A 25388-nucleotide genomic window follows, 5' to 3' on the forward strand; every position below is an offset into this window, starting at 1 on the left:
CTAGCGTGGTGCTGCCCTGCGGGGCAGCCGGGCGAGCGAGCGCGCCGACGGGCTGCCCGGCTCGGCGTGGTAGACCACCAGCGACTGGGTGGTGCCGCTGATCGTGAGCTTCTCGTAGCGCAACGCCAACTCGCCCAGCTCCGGGTGCTGGAACACCCGCACTCCGCCGCCCGCGCGGGCGGTCACGTCGTGCCGGGCCCACAACCGCCGAAACCGCTCGCTGCCGGCCGTCAGCTCCTCGACCAGCTCGACGAGGCGAGGATCGTCCACCTCGGGCCCGACCTGTGCGCGCAGGCCGGCCACGGCGTTGGCCGCGACCGCCGTCAGGGCCGGGTAGAGCGCCGCCACGCTCGGGTCCAGGAAGACCGCGCGTAGCAGGTTCACCCCGGGGGTGAAGATCGGCGCCAGCGCGGTCGCGACGGGGTTGGCGAAGAGCACGTCCAGGTGTCGGCCGTGCACGAAGGCGGGTGTCTCGGCCCACGAGCCGACCAACTGTCGGATGCCCACCGGCACCCGCTCCGAGGGTCGCGCCCTGCGGCGGGCCGGCGCTGGTCGGGCCAGGCCGTGCAGGTGGGCGGTCGCGTCCGCGTCCAGCATCAGCGCGCGGGCCAGGGCCTCGACCACCTGGGTCGACGGGTTCCGGTCGCGCCCCTGCTCCAACCGCAGGTAGTAGTCGGCGCTGATGCCGGCGAGCAGGGCGGCCTCCTCGCGCCGCAGGCCGGGCACCCGCCGACGGCCGTGCGCGGGCAACCCGACGTCACCCGGCCCGATCAGCTCGCGCCGGGCACGCAGGTATTCGCCGAGCGGGCCGGCCGTGCTCACCCGCCCATCGTAGGAGCCGCCATCGGCCAGCCAGCCTGGTCCTGCCGCTACCAGGAAAAACAGGGAACCGGCTGGCACCTGCCACCCGGGTGACAGTGTCGAGGTAAGCGTGATCGAGAGATGGGACAAGTAATGGCAGAGCGCATCACGACCCCCTTCGGTTTCGCCTCGACCGCCGACGAGGTCCTCGCCGGGGTCGACCTGACCGGCAAGCGGGCCGTCATCACCGGCGGTGCCGCCGGTATCGGCGTCGAGACCGCCCGTTCGCTCGCCGCAGCCGGCGCCGAGGTCGTGCTCGGGGTCCGCCGGGTCGCGGCGGGGGAGCAGGCAGCCGCCGACATCGCGGCCAGCATCGGCGCGCAGCGGGTCACCGTCCGCGCGCTGGACCTGGCCGACCAGGATTCGGTACGCCAGTTCGTCGCCGGCTGGGACCAGCCGCTGCACATCCTGGTCAACAACGCGGGCATCATGGCGCTGCCCGAGCTGGAGCGCACCGCCGAGGGCTGGGAGATGCAGTTCGCCACCAACTTCATGGGGCACTTCGCGTTGACCGTCGGCCTGCACGACGCCCTCGCCGCTGCCGGCGGCGCCCGGGTGGTGTCGGTCAGCTCCAGCGGCAACCTCTTCTCCCCGGTGATCTTCGACGACCTGCACTTCGCGTTCCGGCCGTACGACCCGCTGCTGGCCTACGGGCAGTCCAAGAGCGCCGAGGCTCTGCTGGCGGTCGAGGTGACGCGCCGCTGGTCCGATGAGGGCATCCACGCCAACGCGCTGAACCCGGGCGCGATCGCCACCGGCCTGCAGAAGCACACAGGCGGGCTCAAGTCGCCAAAGGAGATGCACAAGACCCCGCAGCAGGGGGCCGCGACCTCGGTGCTGCTCGCGGCGTCCCCGTTGCTGGACGGCGTCGGTGGTCGCTACTTCGAGGACTGCGCCGAGGCCCCGACCGTCACCGAGCGGCCGGCCGACTACAGCGGCGTGGCCGCGTACGCGGTCGACCCGGGTAACGCCGAGCGGCTCTGGACCGTGGCATCCGATCTGATCTCCCAGCGCGCCGTCACCGCGGGCCGCTGACCAGGACGGCCCGGCTCGGCGGAACCGCCTCGGGCCTGGCATTCCGGGTGGTACGACTGGGGCGGCGGTGGCAGCTGCGGGCCGGGGAAGGATGGCGATGGCGGGCGGGCTTCCGGGACGGCTGCTGCTACGGCGTGAGAACCCGGGCAAGGCGTCGTTCCTGGAGCTCTTCTTCGACCTGGCATTCATCTTCGCGCTGACCCGGTTGTCGCGGGCGCTGCTCGACGACCTCAGCCTCGGCGGCGGCTTCCGGGTCGTGCTGATGTTGGCGGCGCTCTGGTGGGTGTGGTTCGTGACGGCCTGGTCGGCGGACTGGTTCGACCCACGCGCCCCGTTGATCGTCGCCCTGTTGCTCTGGGTGATGTTCGGTGGCCTGCTGATGGCCGCGGCCGTACCCACCGCGTTCGACGGGCACGCGATGGTGTTCGCCATCGCCTACGTGGCCATCCATGTGGGTCGGGGGGCGATCCTGATCCCCGCCCTGCGGGGGCATCCGCTGCAGCTGCGCAGCCTGCGGGTCGCGATCTGGTTCGCGATCTCCGGTGTGCTGTGGGTGGTCGGGGCGGCCGTGGCCCCGGCCCGGGAAGTGCTCTGGGCGCTCGCCCTCGTGCTGGAGTACTCCATGGCACGGCTGCGCTGGCCGTTCCCGCGGCTCGGGCGGAGCACCTGGCCGGAACTCCAGGTGAGCGGCACGCACCTCTCCGAGCGGTACCAACAGATCTTCATCATCGCCCTGGGTGAGCTGATCCTGATCTCCGGCGTCACGTACAGCGATTCCGGCCTGGACCGGGACAGCACGCTGGCCTTCGGCATGGCGTTCGTGACCGCGGTGGCCCTCGCCCGGCTGTACCTGGTGCCCGCCGGCGGGCGGCTGGGCGCCCGCATCGAGGCGGCGGGGCCGCCCGGCAGCAGGTTGACCCTTCTGGCGGGCTACCTGCACCTCGTCATGATCGCCGGTGTGCTGGCCACCTCGGTGGCCATGGAGATGACGATCGACGATCCGCGGGAACACCACGCGGATCAGTTGGCCGTCGGCGTCATCGGCCCCGCGCTGTTCCTGACTGCCCGGATCCTGGTCGCGGCGGTGGTCGACGGCAGCCTGCCCTGGGCGCGCCTGGTCGGCGTGCCGGCCATCATCGTGGCCGGGCTGGCGACCGCGAGGCTTCCGCAGGTTGTCAACAGTGCCGTCATCGCCGGGGTGCTGCTGCTGATCGTCCTGGTCGACGCGATGCCCGGACTGCAGCGGTTCATTCGACAGTCCGGTGGACGCGAACCGCCCGACCAGCTGCGGCATGGGTAGCCGCCCGATGCCTGAGGGCGCGCCGGAGCACGGCGACCAGCCGCGAAGACCGGACGTGGTGGAGTTGCGGGTGCACGGTGTGTCCGGGGCGGAACCCGCTGTCATCCTCGACCGGGCGTCGGTCCGGCAGGTCGCCGGCGACGACCGTGGGGGCTTCCACCGCACCGACCGACGGGACGGCGCCGACCCGGACGGCGTGACGCTCGAGGCGTACCGCTGGGGTGACCTGCCGTCGGGCACCGTGGCCCGGACCCTCTCCATGGTCTTCCTGCTGCCGTTCATGTTCAGCAACGTGGCGGTCTGGATGCGGCCCACCTGTCGTCACAGCGCCGCCGGGGTCACCGTGCTGTGCCGGCTCCTCGCGCTCAACCTCACCGTGCTGTACGTGGTGTCCATCGCCGGGGTCGCCCTCGACCTGTTCGCCTGGCAGTGCCTCGGCGCGGCCCGCTGCCGCGCCCCCTTCGAGTCGATGGTCGGGGTCGACGGACGGCACGTCGGGCAGCGGCTGGCCGTGCTGGCGCTCGTGCCGATCGCCGCCATCGGGTTGCTCCGACTCATGGGCACCCGCCGGTCCCGTCCGCCCGGCAACGCGCTGTGGGCCGTCGAGCCGCTGGTGCGGCGGCTGCGCGCGATCCACGTCGCCGCCGCGCTCGCCGTACTCGATCTCGTGCTGCTCGTGGCCCGTCGTGCCGCCGGCGCGACGGTCGCGACGACGGTGCTGCTGACGCTCAGCGCGGCGGTGCTGCTGGCCTGCGTCGCCCTGCTCGCCGTCCCGGGGCTGATCGACAGGGCCGCGACCGCGCGAACTGCGGAACGGACCGCCCGCACGACAGCCGTCGTGGCTGTCGGCCTGACCGTGGCGACCCTCGTCATCGTGGCGCGCGACGCGCCCGGCTGGCCGTCGTCGGCCGGGCTCCCCGGCTACGGCGGAATCGCTGGTGCGGCGCTGTTCGGTCAGATGATCCTGCTCGTGCTGCTCAGCGGGTTGGTGCTGTGGCATCGCGGTCACGCGGGCGGACGGTCCACGCTGCGCCGCGGACTGGGCGCGGCGGTCATCGCGGCCTTCGCCGTCGGCCTGGGCGGCGCGCTCTCCACCGGCCTCGTCTACCAGAGCGGGGAGTTGCTGGGCGGCTATCCCGACGGTGGTGGGCCGCCCTCGCCGTACCGCTGGACGCTTCTGGCCTTCTTCCTGCACGTAACCTCGGCCGCGCTGCTGTGCGGCGCCCTGACCGTCCTGTCGCGGCGACGCCGCTACCGTGCGGCGGCGGCGATCGCCAGTCGCGACTTCCCGGTCGTGCCGCCGGAAGCGGTCGGGCGGCTGCGGCTGGCGACGAGGGCCATCGCCCGGGCGCGGTTCACCGAGTGGCTGGGCCTGCTGTCCGCCACGTACGCGGTGCTCGCGGTGGTCGGACTGAGCACGAGTCTGCTGGGGCGGACCGGGCGTGAACCCGAGGAACTGGCGCGGCGGCTCCTCGGGTTGCCGCCGGAAGTCGTCGAGATGGGGTTCACCTGGAGCACCTACCTGCTCGCCGCGGTGCTTCTCCTGCTGTTCGCGGCCGGCGCGTTCGCCTACCGGACCACGTGGTTCCGCCGGCACGTCGGCATCCTGTGGGACCTGGGAACCTTCTGGCCGCGCGCCGCACACCCGTTCGCGCCCCCGAGCTACGCCGACCGCGCCGTGCCGGAGTTGGCCGACCGGATCACCCAACTGGCCGAGCGGCACACCGGGGTGCTGCTCTGTGGACACAGCCATGGCTCCGTGCTGCTCGCTCTCGCGGTGCTGCGGCTGCCCCCGCGTGTACGTGAACGGGTCGCGCTGCTCACCTACGGGTCACCGCTGGACCGCCTGTACGCCCGGCTCTTTCCGGCCTACCTCAACGAGGAGGTGCTGCGCGAGGTGGGGGAGCGGGTGGAGTGGCGGTGGCTCAACCTCTGGCGGGACACCGACCCGGTCGGCGGGTGGATCTTCGCCGCGCACCGGCCCGGCGATCCATCCCCGGACCCGGCCGATCCGGCGGGTCAGGTCGACAGGCGGTTGCGGGACCCACCGGACCTGCTGCCGGCACCGGGGGAGCGGTCCGCGCCGCCGTTACGGGGGCACCAGCCGGGCGAGACCGACCCCGAGTTCCGGGCGGCGGTTCGTGAACTCGCCGAACGCCTCCGCGGCGCTGGCTGAGCCGTGCCGTTCATGGGGCGGGCAGTGCTGGAACACGACGCCGGTCAGCGCTCCATCTCGGGAATCCGGTCGGACTCCGCCACCGTCGCGCGGACCTTCCGCAGCGTGGCGTCGGGGGCGCGGATCGCGGCACGCCAGCGGTCCAGCGTCCGGGTGAGCACCCGGACCACGAACTGCAACTGGTTGACCTGCTCGCGGAGCGTGCCCAGCTCGGACCGCGCGCTGAACGCCTCGCCCTCCAACTGGGTGATCCGCGTCTGCAACGGCTGCACGAGCGTGAGGGCGGCCTCGGTGAGCGTGTCGGCGGCATCGGCCTTGAACTTGCCCCGCTGCACCACGACTGTGGCGATCGCGGCCAGGCCGGTGCCCCCGCCGAGGATGCCGAGCACGCTGAGCGCCACCTGCACCCAGTGCGGTGCGGCCGGCGCGGGTGCGGTAATCACGTGACACCTGCCTGGAGCTGTTCGTAGGGGACAATCTCGCAGGCCCGGGCCAGGCGGCGCAGATCGATGACGATCTGCGCGGCCCGCCAGAGCGACCCGACAGTCACCGCCATCACGAATGACGTCGCGACTATTGAATTTCGGCCCGACATGACCAGCACGGCCACCGCGTACATGCCGGTGATCGTGCCGAGCACCAGCACCGACGCGAGTTCGAGGCCGAGCCCGGTGGAGAGCCGGCCGGGCCACAGGATGCCCAGTAGCCCACCCACGCCCACCGCGATCAGACCCATCTCCCAGGCGACCTGGATCGGCGCCGGCATCGACGTCTGAACGGACGTCGGCCGGACGTTGAGGGTCATCATCAGAATGCCGCAGAGAGGCGCTGCGGCCAGGACAGCGATCTCGTACGGTTGGTGGCGGGATCGGATACGTAGGTTTCCCACGGCAACTCCTTGGTCGAGGACCGGCGTCCGGCAGCGGCCGGTGGACCAGTGCCGTTCGGTGGGTCGCGACTGTCGAGCTGCGGTCCGTGCGGCGAAGACCACTGGTGCGTTGCCTGTGGACGGTCGTTGGGCGAGAAGAGAGAGCGACGCGACGTCGTTGGCTGCCGTTATCTGCCTGTGTATCACCGATGACCGCTTGGCGTCCACCTGGTGTAACGTCGCATTTCCGCAGGTCAGAGCCTGTTTGTAGGCCGTTTTTGGGCCGTGGGACGGATAGCGCGCGACGACCCGGCCGCCACCACCCCCGGTGACAAACAGTGTCGGATATCTTGCCGAGGGTGACAGGTGGCCGGGTCGTCCATCGATCAGCGGGCGAGCAGCGCGCGCAGCGCCCGGACCACCTCGGCCGGTGCCTCCTCGGCCATGAAATGCCCGCAGGTGACCGTCTGGTGATCCAGGTCCGGCGCCCAGGCCCGCCACACGGCCGCCGCGTCGTAGCCCAGCGCCGCGCCCCAGTCCTGCTGGAGCACCGTCACCGGCATCCGCAGCTGGTTCCCGACCGCCCGGTCAGCGGCGTCGTGCGCCACGTCGATCCCGGCCGACGCCCGATAATCGGCGACGATCGAGGGCACCGCGTTGCGCGACGCGCGCAGGTACGCGGCCCGCACGTCCGTCGGCAGGGCCTCCGGATCACGGGTCCAGACGTCCAGGAAATGACCGAAGAAGGCGTCCGGGCTGCCGGCGATCAGCTCTTCGGGCAGGCCGGGCGGCTGCGCCATCAGGTACAGGTGAAACGCCACAGCGGCGCTGGCGCCGTGCAGCACGTCCCACATGTCGAGGGTGGGCAGCACGTCGAGCAGGGCCAGCTGACTGATCGCCTCCGGATGGTCGAGGCCGGCGCGGAACGCGACAAGAGCGCCCCGGTCGTGCCCGGCCAGGGCGAACCGGTCGTGACCGAGCGCGCCGGCCAGCGCCACGATGTCGGCGGCCATGGTGCGCTTGGCGTACGCGGTGCCGTCGGTGTCGACGGGCTTGTCGCTGTCGCCGTAGCCGCGCAGGTCGGGGCAGATGACCGTGTGGTCGGCGGCCAGGTCGGCCGCGACGTGCCGCCACATCAGGTGGGTCTGCGGAAAGCCGTGCAACAGCACGATCGGCGGCCCGGAACCGCCCACGGCGGCGTTGAGCGTCACACCGTCGGCGACGGTGACGCGTCGGTGGTCGAATCCGTTGATCCTGGGGTCCACGGGGAACCTTCCTGGTGAGCAGGTGCCGGCGGGGGCGGTGGCCCGTCGCCGTCGTACCTCGTCGAGCCTGCCCGGCGGTGATCAGCAGCCGGTCAGCGTCGGATCAGCGCCGGCCTACTGTGGTGCCATGACCAGGCAGTTGACGGCGCCCGTCGCGGTGACCTTCGGCGTGCTCGGGCCGGTGACCGCCGCGACCGAGCGCGGCCCGGTCGCCCTGCGGGGACACCGCCAGCGCCTGGTGCTGGGCCGGTTGTTGATCGCCCACGGTCGGGTGGTGCCGGTGGACCGCCTCGTCGACGACCTCTGGGAGGTCGCCCCGGACGGTGCGGTGGGCGCGATCCGGACCTTCGTCGCCGACCTGCGCCGGGCCCTGGAGCCTGATCGACCACCCCGGCAGCCACCCCGGATCCTGGTCACCGAGCCGCCCGGGTACGTGTTGAGGGCCGCCCCGGAAGCGGTGGACGCCGGACGGTTCGAGGCGGCCGTCGGGGAGGCGGCCCGACTGCTGGCAACCGGACATCCCGCGCCGGCCCTGGCCGCCCTCGACGCGGCGCTCGGGCTCTGGCGCGGGCCTGCCTACGCCGACTGCGCCAACGAGTCCTGGGCGGTCGCGGAGATCAACCGGCTGAACGAGCTGCGGATGCTCGCCGTCGAGCGGCGGGCCGAGGCGCTCCTGGCGCTGGGCCGACCGGACGAGGCCGCCGCGGACCTACCGGCCCACCTTGCCAGCCATCCGCTGCGCGAGGACGCCTGGCGGCTGCTCGCGGTGGCCCGGTACCGCGCCGGCCGGCAGGGCGACGCGCTGGCCGCGCTGCGGGAGGCCCGCCACGTCCTGGTAACCGAGCTGGGCGTGGACCCGGGGCCCGAGCTGCGACGGCTGGAAGCCGACATCCTGGCCCAGGCGCCGCACCTCACCCCGCCCCTCGAACGGGCCGCCACCCCCGGCCCCGGGGAACCTGTTCGACACGTCGAAGTGGGGCAGCGCCCGTTCGTCGGCCGCGACACGGAGCTGGAGCGGCTTCGGCGCGCCGCCGAGGCCGCGTCCCGACGGCACCGACCCACGCTCGCCCTGCTCAGCGGCGACCCGGGCGCCGGCAAGACGGCGCTGGCCGAGGCCCTGACCCGGCGACTCGCCGCCGACGGTTGGACCACCGCGTGGGGACGCAGCCCCGAGTACGAGGGCGCCCCGCCAGCCTGGCCCTGGACCCAGATCACCGACGCGCTCACCGGGGCCGCTGCTCCCGTCACGGCCGTCGCGCCGGCAGCCGGCCCGGCTGGCCCCGCCGAGAGCCGATTTCGTCGGCACCGTGCGGCGGCGTCGCTGCTCTCGGCGGTCGCCGAGCGAGGGCCGGTCCTCCTGGTCCTCGACGACCTGCACCGCGCCGACGGTGACACCCTGGACCTGTTGACAGCACTGCTCACCGGTCCGCAACCGGCCGGCGGGCCGGTGCTGATCCTCGGCACCTACCGGGCCACCGAGATCAGCCCGGAGTTGACAGCCACCCTGGCCCGCGCCGCCGGCCTGGAGCCGGTCCGCGAGTATCTCGCCGGCCTACCCGCGTCGGCGACCGGTGAGCTGGCCGCCGCCATCGTCGGGTCGGCACTGGATCCGGCCACCGCCCGGTCGATCCAGCGACGCAGCGGTGGTAACCCGTTCTTCGTCCGCGAACTTGCCCAGCTCTACGCGGACGCGGGGGAGGCGGGGCTGGCCGCCGTGCCGCCCGGCGTACGCGACGTGATCCGGCACCGGTTGGCGCAGTTGCCCGCCTCGACCCGTACCGTGCTGCGGCAGGCGGCAGTGCTCGGCCGGGACCTCGACCCGGACGTGCTGGCCGCGTTGGCCGGTGACCCGACGGTGGCGCTGGACGCCGTTGACCGCGCCCTGGCGGCCGGGTTCCTCACCGAGCGGGAGTCCGACGGGCGGCTGCGCTTCACCCACATCCTGGTCCGCGACACGCTCTACGCCGACCTGTCCGCGCCGCGCCGCTCCGCCTGGCACGCGGCCGTCGCCGAGGTGCTGAGACAGCGGGAACCCGTCGAACCGGCGGATCTCGCGTACCACCTCCTGCGTGCCGGTGGGCCGGTCGCCGCCGCCGAGGCGTCGACGTACGCCCGAACGGCGGCCGAGCGGGCCGAACGGAGCGGCAACCCCCACGAGGCAACCCGGCTGTGGGGCCAGGCGATCGACGCGTACGACCGCGCCGGTGGGGTCGAGCCGCGCGGGCGGGTGACCGCGCTGCTCGGCCTGGGACGGGCGCTGGCCGTGACGGGCCGGCTGGCCGAGGCGCGGCGACGGCGGGCCGAGGCGATCACCGCCGCCGAGTCCACCGGTGACCCCCTGCTGATCCAGGAGACGCTGGCCGGCTTCGACGTGCCCGCCAGCTGGACGCGCAACGACGACGAGCTGCTGTCCGGGCACATCGTCCGAGCCGCCGAACACGCCCTGACCGCGCTCGGCCCGGTCCGCTCGGCGCAGCGCAGCCGGCTGCTGAGCACCCTCGCGCTGGAGCTGCGCGGCACCACCACCGATCGTGGCCGCCGCGCCGCCGACGAGGCCGAGACGATCGCCCGCGGCATCGGGGATCCCGGACTGTTGGCCTTCGCACTCAACGCCCGCTTCATGCACGCTTTCCAGCGCGTCGGTCTGGCCGACGCGCGGGCCCGGATCGGCGTCGAACTGGTCGACCTGGCCGTCCGGCACCACCTGGTGACCTTCGAGGTGCTCGGCCACCTCGTCCTGGTCCAGGCCAACTGCGCGCTGGCCGACCGGCCCGCCGCCGACGCCCACGCGCGCGCCGCCGACCGCCTCGCCGAACGGTACGAGCTGCCGTTGGTCGGCGTCCTCACCCGGTGGTACGCCGCGCTGCGCCTGGCGTTGGGCGGCGACCGGGACGCCGCGGCAACCGCGTACCGTGCTGCCGCTGAACGACTGCCCGCCGACGCGATGCCGGGCCTGGCCCAGGGGTTGCTGCCGCTCGCCCTGCTCGGCCTGCGCCTGGCCGACGCAGTGGGCAACGCCCCGTCGGCAGGTGACACCCGGCTGGCCCCCGGAGGGCGGCCGATTCCCGGGCCGGACGACACGGACTGGGCGCGGCTGGACTGGGGCCCGCACGAGCCCTGGGTGCAGCCCCTGCTGCTCGCCGCCGCCGGCGACCGCAAAGCCGCCGGAGCGGCGCTGCGGGCTCTTCCGGACGGGCCGCACGACCTGCTGCGGGAGGTGCGGCTGTGCCTCACCGCTCGGGCGGCGCTCGCCGTCGGCGACCGGCCCACAATGGAACGCGCCGCCGCCGCGCTCCGCCCGGCCGCCACCGAAGTGGCCGCCGGCAGCGGTGTGGTCACCGTCGGCCCGGTGGCCGGGCACCTCGCCGATCTGGCCGCCGCGCTGGGCCGCGACGAGGAAGCCGCCGAGCACCGCCGTACGGCCCGAGTGCTCACCGCGCGCGTCCGGGCCGACGACCCAACCTGAGCGCCACCGGGCGAGTGCTGCCCGATGCCAGGGCCGGCACTTCATTCAACCGTTGGCGACGTACCTACTGCGAGATCTTGGACACTTTCCGTCTTGCGCGAACGGAAAGTGTCCAAGATCTACGAACAACCGTCGAGCCGAACGCCGGGCAGCGCCCGTCGCGCGGCGACATGCGATGTCGACCCAACCCGGGACGCCACTGGTGCGGGGTCAGTTGTTCCAGGCCCAGGGCTCGTTGCGACCGAGAGGCGACTTTCCGGTTTCTGGCGGAACCCACCGTCGGGTGCGGTCAGATGGAACCGTCGGCGCGTCCGCGGCCGGCCACGGTCCGAGGGGGGTACGCGTGGAGGCGCTCATCCTGATCGTGGCGCTCGGCGTCACCGTCCTCGTCGGCACCACCCTCGGCGGCCGGTACCGGGTCGCCCCGCCGGTCCTGCTCATCGCGTTGGGTGTGCTGCTCGGGCTCACTCCGCCGCTGTCCGAGGTCACCCTGGAACCCGACCTGGTCCTGCTGATCTTCCTGCCGGCGATCCTGTACCGGGAGAGCCTCACCATCAGCCTGCGGGAGATCCGGGCCAACCTGCCGGTGATCGGGCTGCTCGCCGTGGTGCTGGTGGTGCTCACCATGGTCACGGTGTCGTTCACCGCGCAGGCGTTCGGGGTGAACCCCGCCGCCGCCTGGGTCCTCGGCGCGGTCCTCGCGCCGACCGACGCCGCCGCCGTCACCGGTCTGGCCAAACGGCTGCCCCGGAAGCTGCTCACCACCCTGCACGCGGAGAGTCTGATCAACGACGGCACCGCGCTTGTGGTCTTCGCTGTGACAGTGGGACTGCTCAGCCAGAGCGCCGAGCCGGGCGTGCTGGGCATCGGCGAGGAGTTCGTCGGCGCCAGCGTCGGCGGTGTGGTGGCCGGCCTGCTGGTGGGGGGCGCCGTGGTGCTGGTCCGCAAACGGCTCGACGATCCGCTGCGCGAGGGCGCGCTCAGTGTGCTCACACCGTTCGCCGCGTTCCTGCTCGCCGACATGGTGCACGCCAGCGGTGTGCTGGCGGTGGTGGTCGCCGGCCTGGTGCTGTCCTACGCCGGCCCCCGGGTGATCCGCGCCCGGTCCCGGGTGCTGGCGTACGCGTTCTGGGACCTGAGCACCTTCCTGATCAATGGCGGGTTGTTCGTCCTGCTCGGCACGCAGATCCCCCGGTCGGTCAGAAGCATCACCAGCACCTCGCCCGAGCGGGCTCTACTGATCGTGCTGGTGGTCACCCTGGTCGTGATCGGCACCCGACTGATCTTCGTCTACCTCACCGCGCAGTCGGCGCGGCTACGACATCGCCGAATCCTGGACCAGGCCCAGGGGCCGTCCGCCTGGCGGGTGGGGACCGTCGCGGGCTGGTCCGGTTTCCGTGGCGCCGTGTCGCTCGCCGCCGCCCTGGCCGTCCCGACGGTGATGGTCAACGGCCGACCGGTGGTCGAACGTGATCTGATCATCTTCGTCACCGCGCTGGTGATCGTGCTGATCATGCTCCTGCAGGGCACCACTCTGCCGTTGGTCGTGCGCTGGGCCGGGCTCAGCGGCGACCCGGAACGCGTCGACGAGGCCCGCAACGCCCGGCGCCGGGCCACCGAGGTGGGCCTGGCGGCACTTCCCCAGGTCGCCGCCGAGGTCGGTGCCCAGGACGACTCGGTACGTCGGCTGGAGGCCGAGTACCAGCGGCATCTGCAGGACCTCAACGAGAGCGGCGGGAGCACCGCCGAGGAGCGCCGGCTGGAACGCCGACTGCGTCTCGGCGTCCTCGCCCACAAGAGGCGGGAGGTCACCCGACTGCGCGACAACCGGGAGATCGACGACCTGGTACTCCAGGAACTCCAGGCCGCCCTTGACAACGAGGAGATCCGGCTGCTGGGGCGCGGACCCAGCGACTGAGCCGCGGTGGCCGTCTGACCGGCGCGGCTCAGAGCACTGGGTCTCAGACGGCAGGTCTCAGAGCGGCAGTCTCAGAGCACCTGGTCGAGGAACCGGCGAAGACGCGGATGCTCGGCCCGCTCGAAGATCGCCTCGGGCGGTCCGGCCTCCAGCACCACGCCCCGGTCCATGAAGGCGACGGTGTCGGCGACCTGCCGGGCGAAGCCCATCTCGTGGGTCACCACCACCATGGTCATCCCGGCGGCGGAGAGGTCGGCCATCACCCCGAGGACGCCCTTGACCAGCTCCGGGTCGAGCGCCGACGTCGCCTCGTCGAAGAGCATCACCTCGGGCCGCAGCGCCAGCGCGCGGGCGATCGCGACCCGCTGCTGCTGACCACCGGAGAGCTGCGCCGGTCGAGAGTTCGCCTTGCCGGCCAGCCCCACCAGCTCCAACTGGGCCCGGGCGACAGTCTCCGCCTCGTCCGCACCGAGCTTGCGCAGTCGGCGCAGCGCCAGCGTGACGTTGCGCAGCACGCTCATGTGCGGGAAGAGATTGAACTGCTGGAACACCATGCCCACCCGCTGCCGCAGCGCGTCCGGGTCGTCGTCCAGCACGCTGCGCCCGTCCAACAGCACATCGCCCCGGTCCGGTTCGATGAGGCGGTTGATGGTGCGCAGCAGGGTGGACTTGCCCGACCCGGACGGGCCGATGACACAGGCCGTTGCGCCGCGCGGCACCGCGAGGTCGACGCCGCGCAGCACCCGGTTCGGTCCGAAGGCGAGGTGCACGTCGCGTACGTCGAGGCTGACCGAGGTCGTCGTGGCGGTGGTCATCGCCGTTCTCCTTCCGTCGCAACGTACGACGCGGTGTCGTCGTCGTCGTCCTCTTCGGTCGACGCGGTGGCCGGCCGGCCGTTGCGCAGCCGCCTGTCGATCCAGTTGACGACGTGCGTCAGCGGGACGGTCAGCGCCAGGTAGAAGAGCCCCGCCAGCAGCAGCGCCGACTCGTTGCCGGTGGTGGCCGCGTAGTCCTGCCCGATCCGGAACAGCTCCCGCTGGCTGGCCACCAGGCCGAGGAAGTAGACCAGGCTGGAGTCCTTGATCAGCGCGATCAGCTGGTTCACCCAGGCCGGCAGCACCCGCCGGATGCCCTGCGGAATGATCACCAGCCGCATCGCGTCGCGCCAGGAGAAGCCGAGAGCGCGGGCGCCCTCCAACTGGGCGGCCTCCACCGACTGGATGCCCGACCGGAAGATCTCCCCCATGTACGCGGCGGCGATGAGCGACAGCGCCAGGATGCCCAACGGGTAGGGGTCCGGCCCCCAGACCTGCATGCCCAGCGGGGCCAGCCCGACGCCGATCAGCAGGATCGTCGCCGCGGCCGGCAGCCCCCGGAACACGTCCGTGTAGACCCGCGCCGGCCAGCGCAACCAGCGGCTGCGGGAGATTCCGGCGACGGCCAGCAGCAGGCCCAGCACCGAGCCGAGCAGGGCGGCGGAGACCGCCAGGATCAGCGTGTTGGGCAACCCGACGGTCAGCATCTCGGGCAGCGCCTCGCGCATCGCGTCCCAGTCGAAGAAGGTCTCCCACAGGGTGCTCAACGGATCCATCGGTCGTCCCTCCTACCGCCCCGCTCGCTCGTCACCGGTTCAGGACGCGGCCGACGCGGACGCCGACGGCGCCGTCGACGCGGACGGGACCGGCACCGTGCCGCTGCCCGGCGTGAAGTCCGCCGGGATCGGCCGGCCCGGGTAGTACTGCGCCTGCAACCGGCTCCAGGTGCCATCGGCGATGACCTCGTCCAGGCCCTTGTTCAGCGCCGCGCGCAGCTTGTCGCCGCCCTTGGCCACGGCGTACGCGGTAGGTGCCGGGCTGAGCTGCTTGGCCGCCACGGTGATCTTGCCGTTGCTGTCGGCGGCCGACTTCTCGCCGATCTCCGCCGGGGCGATCCACGCGTCGGCGGTGCCCGCCTTGAGCTGGTTGATCGCGCCGTTGTAGTCCGGCACCCGCACCGGGTTGAGCTGCTTGCCGGTGGCGTAGTCGTCCTGGACGGTGCCCTGCACCACCACCACCCGCTTGCCGGTGAGCTGGTCGAAGCTGGTGATCGGCGAGCCGGCGGGGACGTCCAGGCCGAAGTAGCCAAAGTCGTAGCCGTTGCCGAAGTCGACTGTCTTCTTGCGGGCCTCGGTGATGGTGATCGAGGAGCTGCCGACGTCGAACTTGCGGTTGTTGACCTGGCTGAGCAGCGCGGAGAAGTCGGTGCCGACGAACTCGACAGTGAGGCCGAGCTTGCCGGCCACGGCGGTCAGCAGGTCGTTGTCGAAGCCGGTGAACTTCCCGTCCTTGAGGTACACGTTCGGCGGGGCGTCGGTGAGCGTGCCGGCGCGCAGCACGCCCGGCTGCGCCAGACCGTACGGGTTGGCGGTGGCGTCGGACGAGCTGTCGTCGCCGCAGGCGGTGAGGGCGGTGGCGGCGAGAATCGTGGCCGCGCCCAGGGCTGCGGCGCGGGTCAGGGCAGGAAGAAATCGCACGGGTGTCTCCGAAGGGTGGTGTCTCGGCGCGCACGGGTGTGCGCCACCGACGGCGCGCCCGATGGGCGTACCTGTGGAAAGGAGTTCAGGAAGGGGTGTGCTAGAGCGCGGTGCCGCGACAACAGGCGGCGCTGCACATTCGCATCATGTCCACGTGCCGTCGCCGGGTCAGTGCGGGCGAGGGTCGGCCGGTGCGGGAGTCCGCGACGTCGGTCGGTGGGGCGGTGCTGAGGATGCGCATGGTTCTCCCGGGTCTGTGCTGACCTGGGTGCCAGGCCACGCTTGCACCGACGTCGTGCCGGTGCCTGGTCTTCACCCGGGGCACCCCACCGCGGAGGAGGGTTGCCGGCCAGCGAGCCGGGGCTTCGCGCTGGCGCTCATGACCTGCGCCGAGGCTAGCAGCAGGAACGGGTGGGTCGTCCAGTCGTTATGACCACGCTCACCGTGCGCGACGGGCTGCCCGCTGGCAGGTCAGCTGGCGTGCACGTGCGGTCGACGGTGCGGGTCGGGCTCCTGGCGGCGCAGGATCTCCCGGGTCACCGAGGCGATGGCGCCCTGTCCGAACGCCAGGTAGCGCAGGAAGTTGCGAGTCGGGCCGCCCTCGGACCACTCGAAGTAGATGTGCGGGCGTCGGCGGCTGCGGTCGCGGATCTCCAGCAGCAGGGCGGCGAGCGCGGTGGGTACCGACGAGCTGGCCAGGCTGAGCACCGGGAAGTGGCCGTCGACCACGCTGCCGCGGACCAGCAGCTCGGTCTCGAAGTCGGACGGGTCGGTGACCCTGACCTCGACGAAGATGACGTCGCTGTCGTCCGGGAAGTCGTTGTCCGCCATGGTCTGCGCCAGCTTGGCGCGGTACTCCGCCTCGTCGCGCCGGTCGGGTTCGTGCGCGATGAGGCGGATCCGCCGCCCGGCGCGTTCGTCGATCATCCGGGCGGCGGCCCGGTCCAGTTCGACGTGGTCGACGCGCAGCTCGTAGGCCCGCATCAACCGGGACAGCACCGAAACCAGGATGATCCCGCCGATGAAACACGCGGCGATCTTGACGCCACTCGGGCGCTCCACCACGTTCGCCAGCGTGGTGTAGACGAAGATCACCGCGATGACTCCGAACGCGATGGTGCGTCCCCGCTGACGTTGCCGCAGCGCCGCGAGCGTCACCGCCGTCGCGGCCGAGGTGATCAACACCAGGACCCCTGTGGCGTACGCGCCGCCCTGCGCGTCCACGCTGGCCTCGAAGACGATCGTGATCAGGAACGCCACGGCGGTGAAGACCAGCACCAGCGGCCGGACGGCTCGGGCCCAGGTCGGGGCCATGCCGTAGCGGGGCAGGTAGCGCGGCACGAGGTTGAGCAGACCAGCCATCGCCGATGCCCCGGCGAACCAGAGGATTCCGATGGTGGACAGGTCGTAGATGGTGCCGAACACCTCGCCGAGATGGGCGTGCGCCAGATAGGCCAGTGCCCGCCCGTTCGCCGGCCCGCCCGGCTGGAAGGCCTCCGGCGGAATGAGCACGGTGGTCGTCACGCTGCTGGTGATCAGGAAGACGCTCATGATCACCGCTGCGGTGGTGAGCAGCCGGCGCGCGCCACGGATCCGGCCCAGCGGTCGGGCCTCCGAGTCCTGCGGGTCACCCCGCACGCTCGGCATGACCGCCACCCCGGTCTCGAAGCCGGACAGACCCAACGCCAGCTTCGGGAAGACCAGCAGCGACAGCCCGACCACCATCCACGGATCACCGTGCCCGGTGGTCAGCATGGTGGTCCAGTCGCCGACCGCGCTCGGATGTGTCACCACCCGCCACAGCGCGTCGGCCACCACCACCGCGTTCAGGGTCAGGTAGACCGCGACGAGGACGACGGCGATCCCGATGGCCTCGGTGAACCCCTTGAGGAACACCGCGCCCAGCAGTGACACGAGCACCAGCGTTACCACCACCTCGTGCCCCTTGAGCCCGCTCGGCCAGAACGGGTTCTCGTCGATGTGCGCCGTCGCGTCGGCGGCCGAGAGGGTGATGGTGATGATGAAGTCGGTGGCCACGAAGCCGAGCAGCACCAGCACCAGCAACTTGCCCGGCCAGTAACTCAGCAGGCGTACCAGCATCGCGATGGAGCCCTCACCGTGCGGGCTCTCCACCGCCACCCGCCGGTAGACCGGCAGCGCCCCCAGCAGGGTCACCAGTACCAGCACCATTGTCGCCACCGGCGAGAGCGCCCCGGCGGCCAGCGCCGCGATGCCCGGCTGGTAACCCAGCGTGGAGAAGTAGTCCACACCGGTCAGGCACATCACCTTCCACCACGGGTGGTGCCGGTGCTCCGGCGGACGCCCGTGCGGCCCCGGGTGCTGCACCGCCTGATCCGACCCGGCTCCGAGCAACCACCCCCGCAACCGGCCGGCGCCTCTGTCGACAGTCACCGGCGCGTCCCCCGTCATCCCGCCCACGGTCACCGTGAGTATCCGCCCGTCGTGCCGTCCCCGTCCGCCGGTGCGCGGAACCCAGCCGACGCCACAGCGGGTTTCGGGCTCGGGACAGGGGGGAAGCAGCGCCCCCGGGTTGGCGGGCGCGCGCCGGACCGGACGGCACCGGGGGAGGGGACAGGGCATGGTCGGCGGCCGTCGCTTCCGCCCGGGTGGTGGCTTCGGCCGCCAACTCGACGAGTACGAGACGACTGTCGGTGTGCCGCCGTCCACGGAGTCGTCCCCTGCATCCGATGGCGGCCTGGTGGACAGTGCGGTCTACATCCAGGGGCACCGGTTCGCCTCGCCGTCCGGCCTTGCCGAGACGTACCGCTGCCTCCAGGAGCAGGACGGGGCGATGGCCTGGATCGGGCTGTACCGACCCGACATCGACCAGATCACCTCACTGGCCCGCGAGTTCCGGCTGCACGACCTGGCGGTCGAGGACGCGATCAACGCCCATCAGCGGCCCAAGCTGGAGCGGTACGGGCACACCCTCTTCGTGGTGCTGCGCGCCGCCCGCTACGACGACCTCCGGGAGGAGGTCGAGTTCTCCGAGCTGCACCTGTTCATCGGGCCGGGCTTCGTGGTCACCGTCCGACACGGTGAGGCACCGGATCTGGCCGCCGTGCGGCGGCGGATGGAGACCGAGGCGCAGATGCTCGCCCGCGGCCCGGAGGCAGTCCTGTACGCGATCCTCGACCAGGTCGTCGACGGGTACGCGCCGGTGGTGGCCGGGCTGGAGAACGACATCGACGAGATCGAGACCCAGGTGTTCGGTGGTGACCCGAACGCGAGCCGGCGCATCTACGGGCTCAGCCGCGAGGTCATCCAGTTCCAGCGGGCCGCCCGCCCCCTGCTCAGCGTGCTCGACGCGCTGGCCGACGGCGCCGGCAGCGCCAGCGCGGACGAGGAGCTGCGTCGCTACCTGCGCGACGTGACCGACCACCTGACCCAGGTGGTGGAGCGGGTGGACGGGTTCCGGCACCTGTTGCAGAACATCCTCACCGTCAACGCCACGCTCGTCTCGCAGCAGCAGAACGAGGAGATGCGCAGCCTCACCGCGGCCAGCTACAGCCAGAACGAGGAGCTGAAGAAGGTCTCGTCCTGGGCGGCGATCCTCTTCGCTCCGACGCTCATCGGCACCGTGTACGGCATGAACTTCGTGCACATGCCGGAGCTGAACTGGCGCTTCGGCTACCTCTTCGCGCTGCTGTTGATGTTGCTGGTCTGCGGCACCCTCTACGTGATCTTCAAGCGGCGCGGCTGGCTCTGAGCCGCGCGGCCGGGACTCACTCGATGCCGCGCAGGATGTGCCGTTCGTCCTCGACGTCGTCGTCGCCGGCACCGATCCGGCCGAGCAGCACGGCGGCCGCCCAGATCGTCAGTGGCGTGGCCGCCCCGGTCATCCCGCCGCCGGTCCGGTCATCCCGGGTCTGGCTCCGCTCCGTGCGCGGTGGCCTGCGCTGAGCCTGCATGGGCCCTGCCTCTCCTCGTCGAAGCCGCCGTGGGCGGCGCGGGGTGACCCCGCGCCACACCGGCCGGGCGGGACCGCCTTCGCGCAGCCCACCACCGGTACGACAGCCACTCGAACCTTCCCATGCCTGGCCACATCCGCACCGCTTGTTTTCGGGTTTCCGACTGCCGCCCGCCAAACCGGACATTACGCATCGACGGTCGAGTCTCACTCAAGGCAGCGGGTGGGCGATGCCCCGCGCGTGGTCGGTGAGCGCCGCGCCGACCACAGTCGCGGCCAGCGGCAACACCTCCAGGCACCGGCGTACCGCAGCGGCCATGAGCGTGTTCGGCACCCGCATGGAGAGCGTGCAGTGCGGCACCCAGCGCCCCGGCTGGTAGTGCTCGGCGAGGGGGATGCCGGCGGCGGCGAGCCTGTCGTGCACCAGCCGGTGGTGCGCCAGCAACTCCGGGGTGGGCGCCGCGCCGAGCCAGAGCACCCGACCGACGAACTGGCCGGAGTGCTGGAAGTCGAGGCGCAGTGGAGCGGCCACCACCGTCCCCTGTAGCGCCTCGACGACCTGCTCCCTGTCGAAACGGGGCGCCACCGCGAGCGAGACGTGCGGACGGTGGCGTTGCTCCAGCAGCGACCGCATGCTCTGCACGCCCTCGGCCTCCAGCGCGTCCCAGAGCACCCGGATCCGGCGGGTGGCGTCCGGGTCCAGGTACAACTCCACCGCGGCGACCATTTGATCACCGTAGCGGCCGAGGTTTGCGCGGCCCGATCCGGCGGTACCTGCACGGAAGCCGACCAGGAAGGCGTGACCCGTGGATGTGAGTGACCTGCTGACCGAGGCGTACGACCGGCTGCCCGACCTCGTCCGCGCGGCGGTCGACGGCCTCAGCCCCGAGCAACTCCGTCGTCAACCCGGCCCGGGCGCCAACTCGATCGGCTGGCTGGTCTGGCACCTCACCCGAGTGCAGGACCACCACGTCGCCGACCTGCTCGACGCCGACCAGATCTGGGTGAGCGGCGACTGGGCGGGTCGGTTCGGGCTCGCCGCCGACCCCGACGACATCGGCTACGGCCACTCGGCCGCTCAGGTGGCGGCGGTGCGGCCGGAGAGCGCGCAGGCACTGCTCGACTACTACGAGGCGGTCGCGACACGTACCGGATCGTTCCTGGCCGGTCTGGGCCCGGCGGACCTGGACCGCGTGGTCGACGAGTCGTGGGATCCGCCGGTCACCCTCGGCGTCCGGTTGGTCAGCGTCGCCGAGGACGACCTGCAACACGTGGGCCAGGCCGCCTACGTGCGCGGCCTGATCGAGGCCGACTGACCCCTGGGCCGACGGCCGCGCAGCCCGGGCGCCCCCTCACCCGTTTCGGGTGAGCCGGGCTCACCCCGACCCGGGTGATCCTGCGGGAAACCGTGGGGAGGGGACCTGATGGGCGCGACGGCGGAGCAGTACCTGCGACAGCTGGACACCGGTCGGCGGCCCGACCTGCCGGAGACCACCGCGGGGACGCTGCGGCTCGATGTCCGCGACGACGGCAGCACCGATCACTGGTACCTCAGCATCGCCGACCAGCACGTCCGGGTGACCCGCGCGGCCGACGACGCCGAACTGGTGGTGCGGGCCGAACGGGCGGTCTTCGACCGGATGGCCCGCGGCGAGCTGCACCCGGGCGCGGGCCTGCTGCGCAACGAGCTGACCGTGCAGGGCAACATGCAACTGCTGATCCTGCTGCGGCGGATCTTCGCCGGGCCGGACGGCGCCCGCCATCCGCGTGAGCTGGGCCGGGCCGCGCTGGTCGGTCGCGCCGCGACGCCCCGGCAGGGCGAGCGGCAGTGAAGCAGGAACTGGTACATCTCCTCGCGGGCAACCTGTTCGCGATCAGTGACGCCCAGGGCGACATCGAGGTCGACCCGCAGATCCCGGTCGGGCTCTTCGCGTACGACACCCGGTTCCTGTCCCACTGGGTGCTCAGGATCGACGGCGAACGCATCAACGCGCTCTCCCGCGACGACATCACGTACTTCGAGACCCGGTTCTTCCTGGTCCCCGGGGCGGCGAGTCACTACGTCGACGCGGACGTGTCGATCATCAGGCACCGCTCGGTCCATGACTGTCTCCACGAGAAGCTCACAGTGCTCAACCACTCGTCGCAGCCCGCCGAGTTCACCGTGCGGATGGAGATGGCCAGCGACTTCACCGACATCAGCGAGGTCGGTCGGCGACTTCGGCAGCGGTCGGTCGGGGTCGCCGCCGATCCGGCGGGCAGCCAGCTCGTGCTGCGCTACGAGCGGGAGCGGTTCGTGCGCGAGACCACCGTGCGCAGCACTGTTCCCGCCGAGGTGGACGAGGAGGGAATGACGTTCCGGATCCGGATCGCGCCCGAGGGGAAGTGGGAGACCGACCTGCACGTCACCGCGACCATGGGTGGCGAGGCCGGCCGGGATCTCCGCGCCGACCTCCAGGCGCACCAGCAGGACGTGCGGACCGGGATGCGCGAGGACCTGGAGCAGTGGCTGGACCGGGCGCCGCAGTTGGTGGCCGAACGCAACGGCCTGGAGGAGATGTACCGGGGCAGCCTCGCCGACCTGGCGGCACTGCGGTACAAGCCGTTGTCGTACCGCGAGCGGGTGCCGATCGGGGGTCTGCCGTGGGCGATGGGACTGTGCGGACGGGACAGCATCATCACCTGCCTCCAGACGATGGCGTTCACCCCCGAACTCGCCCCGGCGACGCTGCGGATGCTGGCGCTCATGCAGGGTGGTCAGCTCGACGACGCGCTGGACGAGGAGCCCGGCAAGATCCTGACCCATCTCCGGTACGGCGAGACGGCCGCGTTCGGTGACCGGTCGAGCGCGCTGTACTACGGCGCGGCGGACACGACCCCGCTCTTCGTCGTCCTGCTCGACGAGTACGAGCGCTGGTCCGGTGACGCGGACCTCGTCCGCGAGCTGCGTCACCCGGCCCGCATGGCGCTCGACTGGATCGACGAGTACGGCGACATGACCGGGGACGGCTACGTGCGCTACCAGACCCGCAACGAGCGCGACGGCACGATCAACCAGTGCTGGAAGGACTCCCCGGACGCCATCGTCGACGCACACGGTCAGCAACCCGCCTTCCCCCGCGCCACCTGCGAGGTGCAGGGCTACGCGTACGACGCGAAGCGGCGGGGCGCCCGGCTGGCCCGGGAGTTCTGGGACGACCCCGCGTACGCCGACCGGTTGGAACGCGAGGCGGCAGCGCTGAAGGAGCGCTTCAACCGGGACTTCTGGCTGCCCCACCGGGAGTACTACGCGTTGGCGCTCGACCCGTACGGCGAACCGGTCGACGCGCTGGCCTCCAACATGGGGCACCTGCTCTGGAGCGGGATCGTCGCGGACGACCGCGCGGAAGCGGTCGCCGAGCACCTGGTCGGGCCGCGACTGTTCAGCGGTTGGGGGGTACGCACGTTCGCCGAGGGGCAGCGCACGTACAACCCGGTGGGCACCCACCTGGGGGCGGTGTGGCCGTCGGACAACGCGCTGATCGCCGCCGGGTTGCGTCGCTACCGCCTCGACGTGCAGGCGGCGCGCATCGCGGCCGGCACCTTCGACATGGCGCTGACGCTCGGTGGCGCGATGCCCGAGGCGATCGCCGGCTACGAACGCACCCTGACGACCTACCCCGTGCAGTTGGCGACGGGCTGCCGGCCGCAGTCCTGGTCGTCGGGGGCGTTGCTGATGCTGCTGGGCACCATGCTGGGCCTGCGACCCACCGGCGACAACCTGCTGGTGAACCCGGCGGTGCCGGAGGGGTTCGGGCGGCTGGAACTGCTGGACATCCCGGGCCGTTGGGGTCACTCCGACGCGTACGCGCGAGACCGGACCACCGAACGCCGGCACCGCCCTCGCCTCCGCTGAGACCGACGACCAGCGTTCAGGCCGGCACCGGCGCCGGTGTCAACCCATGGTCTTGGCGCCGTCGATCGACTCGCGCAGGATGTCGGCGTGCCCGGCGTGCTGGGACGTCTCGGCGATCAGGTGCAGCAGCACCCGGCGGACCGTCCAACTCGCCCCCGGCTCGAACCAGGGCGCCTGCGGCAGCGGGTGCGCCGAATCCAGGTCGAGGGTGGCGACCAACTCGTCGGTCTGTGCGGCCACCTCCTGGAAGCGCTCGACCAGCCCGGCGAGGGTTTCGCCCGCCACCATCTGGAACTGACCGACCCAGTCGACCTCCTCGCGGCTCATCGCCTCCGCGCCGCCCACGGCGAAGAGCATCCACCGGTGCTCGACGCCGGTCACGTGCTTGATCAGGCCGCCGAGGCAGAGGCCGCTGACGGTGGGGCGGCTGGCCGCCTGCTCGTCGGTGAGCCCGTCGACGGTCTGCAGGAGGAAGCCGCGGTGCCTGCGGAGCGCCTGCAGGAGGTCGGTGCGCTCACCGGTGAGCTGCCCTGTGCTGGTCATGCCGCCACCCTTCGTTGATGTCCACCCGGTGTCACCGTAGGGCGAGGCACCGACACTTCCCCGACACGACACCAGGTCGACGGAAGACCCGCCAGCGGTTGCCGATCCGCGCCGGCGGCGGTCCACTGAATGACATGGGTGTGATTAAGGTGGGCACGTCGTCCTGGGCGGACCAGTCCCTGCTGCGCTCCGGGTGGTACCCACGCTCGGCCAGCACACCGGCCCGCCGGCTGGGCTTCTACGCCAGCCAGTTCCCGTTGGTCGAGGTGGACACGTCCTACTACGCCATCCCGGTGCCGGAGACGACCCAGAGCTGGGTGGACGCCACACCTGACGACTTCACCTTCGACGTCAAGGCGTTCAGCCTCTTCACCGGCCATCCGACGCCGGTCGCCGTGCTTCCCCGGGACCTGCGCCCGGCCGCCGGCCCGAGCCGGATCCGCCGCCGTGACCTGCCGGAGCCGGCGTACGACGAGCTGTGGGCCCGGTTCCGCGCGGCCCTCGACCCGATCGCGGCGGCCGGCAAGCTCGGTGCGGTGATGCTGCAGTTCCCCCCGTGGCTCGTGCGCAGCCCCGCGGCCGAACGCCGGATCGTCGAGCTGGCGCAGCGCTGCCGCCCGTGGCGGGTCGGTGTGGAGCTGCGGCACGGCTCCTGGTTCGAGGACGCCGCCGCGGCGGACACCCTGGACCTGCTGCGCGCCCACGACCTGTCAGTGGTCTGCGTCGACATGCCACAGGGGCATCCGTCGTCGGTGCCACCGATCCTGACCATGACGGCGGAACCGGCGATCGTCCGGTTCCACGGTCACAGCGACGCCTGGGGCGAGGGCGACAAGCAGGACAAGTTCCGGTACGCGTACGCCGAGGACGAGCTTCGGCACTGGGCCGGACTGCTTGCCGAGTTCGCAGGTCTCCCCGACGATCTGCACGTGCTGTTCAACAACTGCTGCGCAGGGCAGGCCCAGCGTGACGCCACCCGGCTGGCGCAACTGCTCGCCGAGACGATGCTCGCCGATCACACCGTCCCGGCGACCGGCTGATCGCCGCACGCGCCGACCGGGCGGGCGTGGGTCAGCTCAGGACCGCCGGCCCCGGCTGCGCAGTGCGTCCTGGGTCGACTCGCCGATGTCCGCGTCGTCGGGGAAGGTCCGGCCGCTGGGGGCGGGATCGGGTGGGGCACCCGGTCCGGCCATCGTGGTACGGGTCGGCTCGACCGAGCCGAAGCCGTGTCGTCCGGCCGGGTCCGACCGGCCCGTCGGTGCACCAGCGCGCCGCTCTCCGCGCCGTCCCTCGGGTACCGCGGTCTCCTCGCTGCCCTCGTCCATCGGTGAGTCGTCGTCAGTGCCCCAGGGCGCGTCGGCGTCGAAGCCGTCGCCGGTGCCCCACGGCCTGGTCGCCTCCGGCTCCAGCCGGTCGTTGTCCCCGCTGCGTCCCTTGTGCGCCGTCATGGCCACCCCGCTCGTCGGTCCGCCGCTACCGGCGGACGATGTGCCGTCCCCGGGCCGGAACAGCCCGCCCGGCCTCGCCGCACGACATGTCGCGGCACGCCGCCGCGCGCCCGGGACCCGTCGTCGCTCCGGTGCGCGCGCAGGGCCGGCCGGCGCCCCGCCGTCGAGGT

23 protein-coding genes and 1 riboswitch are annotated in these 25388 nt (G+C 72.2%); of the genes, 10 read left to right on the forward strand and 13 right to left on the reverse strand.

Annotated features, from left to right (window positions below):
• A complete protein-coding gene (locus tag ACQP0U_RS09720; protein ID WP_433317677.1) occupies positions 1-822 on the reverse strand; it encodes a helix-turn-helix transcriptional regulator in 822 nt (273 codons plus the stop codon).
• Between the two features lie 132 nt (positions 823-954).
• Between ACQP0U_RS09720 and ACQP0U_RS09725 the strand changes: the two genes are divergently transcribed.
• From ACQP0U_RS09725 to ACQP0U_RS09735, 3 genes are all read left to right on the forward strand, one after another.
• Complete coding sequence (locus tag ACQP0U_RS09725; protein WP_433317679.1) at positions 955-1896, forward strand: SDR family NAD(P)-dependent oxidoreductase; 942 nt, start codon at positions 955-957, stop codon at positions 1894-1896.
• Positions 1897-1993: 97 nt separating this feature from the next.
• Complete coding sequence (locus tag ACQP0U_RS09730) at positions 1994-3196, forward strand: low temperature requirement protein A (protein WP_433317681.1); 1203 nt, start codon at positions 1994-1996, stop codon at positions 3194-3196.
• A 7-nt stretch (positions 3197-3203) separates the two neighbouring features.
• On the forward strand, positions 3204-5372 hold the full coding sequence (locus ACQP0U_RS09735; RefSeq protein WP_433317683.1) for a hypothetical protein: 2169 nt from the start codon (positions 3204-3206) through the stop codon (positions 5370-5372).
• Between the two features lie 44 nt (positions 5373-5416).
• On the opposite strand, the gene ACQP0U_RS09740 is transcribed toward ACQP0U_RS09735, so the two are convergent.
• The 3 genes from ACQP0U_RS09740 to ACQP0U_RS09750 form a co-directional block, all read right to left on the reverse strand.
• On the reverse strand, positions 5417-5815 hold the full coding sequence (locus ACQP0U_RS09740) for a hypothetical protein (protein ID WP_433317685.1): 399 nt from the start codon (positions 5813-5815) through the stop codon (positions 5417-5419).
• Complete coding sequence (locus ACQP0U_RS09745; protein ID WP_433317687.1) at positions 5812-6261, reverse strand: hypothetical protein; 450 nt, start codon at positions 6259-6261, stop codon at positions 5812-5814. Before ACQP0U_RS09745 ends, ACQP0U_RS09740 begins: the two co-directional genes overlap by 4 nt.
• A gap of 365 nt (positions 6262-6626) precedes the next feature.
• Positions 6627-7505, reverse strand: a complete 879-nt coding sequence (locus ACQP0U_RS09750; RefSeq protein WP_433317689.1) for an alpha/beta fold hydrolase — start codon at positions 7503-7505, stop codon at positions 6627-6629.
• Between the two features lie 127 nt (positions 7506-7632).
• On the opposite strand from ACQP0U_RS09750, the gene ACQP0U_RS09755 reads away from it, so the two are divergent.
• Both ACQP0U_RS09755 and ACQP0U_RS09760 read left to right on the forward strand, forming a co-directional pair.
• The gene (locus tag ACQP0U_RS09755; RefSeq protein WP_433317691.1) at positions 7633-10971 is read left to right on the forward strand and encodes a BTAD domain-containing putative transcriptional regulator; all 3339 of its coding nucleotides are present in this window, start codon (positions 7633-7635) and stop codon (positions 10969-10971) included.
• 343 nt (positions 10972-11314) lie between these two features.
• Entirely contained in the window at positions 11315-12889 is a 1575-nt protein-coding gene (locus ACQP0U_RS09760) for a Na+/H+ antiporter (protein ID WP_433317692.1), read from the forward strand.
• Between the two features lie 71 nt (positions 12890-12960).
• Here the strand turns inward: ACQP0U_RS09760 and ACQP0U_RS09765 are convergent, their stop codons facing one another.
• From ACQP0U_RS09765 to ACQP0U_RS09785, 5 genes are all read right to left on the reverse strand, one after another.
• A complete protein-coding gene (locus ACQP0U_RS09765) occupies positions 12961-13704 on the reverse strand; it encodes an amino acid ABC transporter ATP-binding protein (RefSeq protein WP_433317694.1) in 744 nt (247 codons plus the stop codon).
• A complete protein-coding gene (locus ACQP0U_RS09770; RefSeq protein ID WP_433317696.1) occupies positions 13701-14480 on the reverse strand; it encodes an amino acid ABC transporter permease in 780 nt (259 codons plus the stop codon). The genes ACQP0U_RS09765 and ACQP0U_RS09770 overlap by 4 nt, the downstream gene beginning before the upstream one ends.
• Before the next feature lie 39 nt (positions 14481-14519).
• Entirely contained in the window at positions 14520-15401 is an 882-nt protein-coding gene (locus ACQP0U_RS09775) for an ABC transporter substrate-binding protein (protein ID WP_433317698.1), read from the reverse strand.
• Positions 15402-15501: 100 nt separating this feature from the next.
• A complete protein-coding gene (locus ACQP0U_RS09780; protein ID WP_433317699.1) occupies positions 15502-15642 on the reverse strand; it encodes a hypothetical protein in 141 nt (46 codons plus the stop codon).
• A 32-nt stretch (positions 15643-15674) separates the two neighbouring features.
• A riboswitch (SAM riboswitch) is annotated at positions 15675-15786 on the reverse strand.
• Between the two features lie 86 nt (positions 15787-15872).
• Positions 15873-17831, reverse strand: a complete 1959-nt coding sequence (locus ACQP0U_RS09785; protein ID WP_433317701.1) for an amino acid transporter — start codon at positions 17829-17831, stop codon at positions 15873-15875.
• A 169-nt stretch (positions 17832-18000) separates the two neighbouring features.
• Between ACQP0U_RS09785 and corA the strand changes: the two genes are divergently transcribed.
• Entirely contained in the window at positions 18001-19131 is a 1131-nt protein-coding gene (gene corA / locus ACQP0U_RS09790; RefSeq protein ID WP_433317703.1) for a magnesium/cobalt transporter CorA, read from the forward strand.
• 16 nt (positions 19132-19147) lie between these two features.
• On the opposite strand, the gene ACQP0U_RS09795 is transcribed toward corA, so the two are convergent.
• Together ACQP0U_RS09795 and ACQP0U_RS09800 are read right to left on the reverse strand one after the other, a co-directional pair.
• Positions 19148-19333 carry a hypothetical protein gene (locus tag ACQP0U_RS09795; RefSeq protein WP_091401337.1) on the reverse strand — a complete coding sequence of 62 codons (186 nt, stop codon included), beginning with the start codon at positions 19331-19333 and terminating at the stop codon, positions 19148-19150.
• Positions 19334-19543: 210 nt separating this feature from the next.
• Positions 19544-20059 carry a 2'-5' RNA ligase family protein gene (locus ACQP0U_RS09800; protein WP_433317705.1) on the reverse strand — a complete coding sequence of 172 codons (516 nt, stop codon included), beginning with the start codon at positions 20057-20059 and terminating at the stop codon, positions 19544-19546.
• 79 nt (positions 20060-20138) lie between these two features.
• Between ACQP0U_RS09800 and ACQP0U_RS09805 the strand changes: the two genes are divergently transcribed.
• The 3 genes from ACQP0U_RS09805 (at position 20139) to ACQP0U_RS09815 (ending at position 23227) form a co-directional block, all read left to right on the forward strand.
• A complete protein-coding gene (locus ACQP0U_RS09805; RefSeq protein ID WP_433317707.1) occupies positions 20139-20648 on the forward strand; it encodes a mycothiol transferase in 510 nt (169 codons plus the stop codon).
• 108 nt (positions 20649-20756) lie between these two features.
• Positions 20757-21164 (forward strand): SCP2 sterol-binding domain-containing protein, encoded by a 408-nt coding sequence (locus ACQP0U_RS09810; protein WP_433317708.1) that lies wholly within the window; start codon positions 20757-20759, stop codon positions 21162-21164.
• Entirely contained in the window at positions 21161-23227 is a 2067-nt protein-coding gene (locus tag ACQP0U_RS09815) for an amylo-alpha-1,6-glucosidase (protein WP_433317710.1), read from the forward strand. The genes ACQP0U_RS09810 and ACQP0U_RS09815 overlap by 4 nt, the downstream gene beginning before the upstream one ends.
• A gap of 39 nt (positions 23228-23266) precedes the next feature.
• On the opposite strand, the gene ACQP0U_RS09820 is transcribed toward ACQP0U_RS09815, so the two are convergent.
• On the reverse strand, positions 23267-23770 hold the full coding sequence (locus tag ACQP0U_RS09820) for a DinB family protein (RefSeq protein WP_433317712.1): 504 nt from the start codon (positions 23768-23770) through the stop codon (positions 23267-23269).
• A gap of 134 nt (positions 23771-23904) precedes the next feature.
• On the opposite strand from ACQP0U_RS09820, the gene ACQP0U_RS09825 reads away from it, so the two are divergent.
• Positions 23905-24810, forward strand: coding sequence for a DUF72 domain-containing protein (locus ACQP0U_RS09825; protein WP_433317713.1), 906 nt, complete (start codon positions 23905-23907; stop codon positions 24808-24810).
• Positions 24811-24846: 36 nt separating this feature from the next.
• Here the strand turns inward: ACQP0U_RS09825 and ACQP0U_RS09830 are convergent, their stop codons facing one another.
• Positions 24847-25218, reverse strand: a complete 372-nt coding sequence (locus ACQP0U_RS09830; RefSeq protein WP_433317715.1) for a hypothetical protein — start codon at positions 25216-25218, stop codon at positions 24847-24849.
• Between the last annotated feature and the right edge of the window lie 170 nt (positions 25219-25388).

Origin of the sequence: Micromonospora sp. CA-269861, from assembly GCF_050948505.1 — a bacterium.
In the GTDB taxonomy this organism is placed as follows: Bacteria; Actinomycetota; Actinomycetes; order Mycobacteriales; family Micromonosporaceae; genus Micromonospora.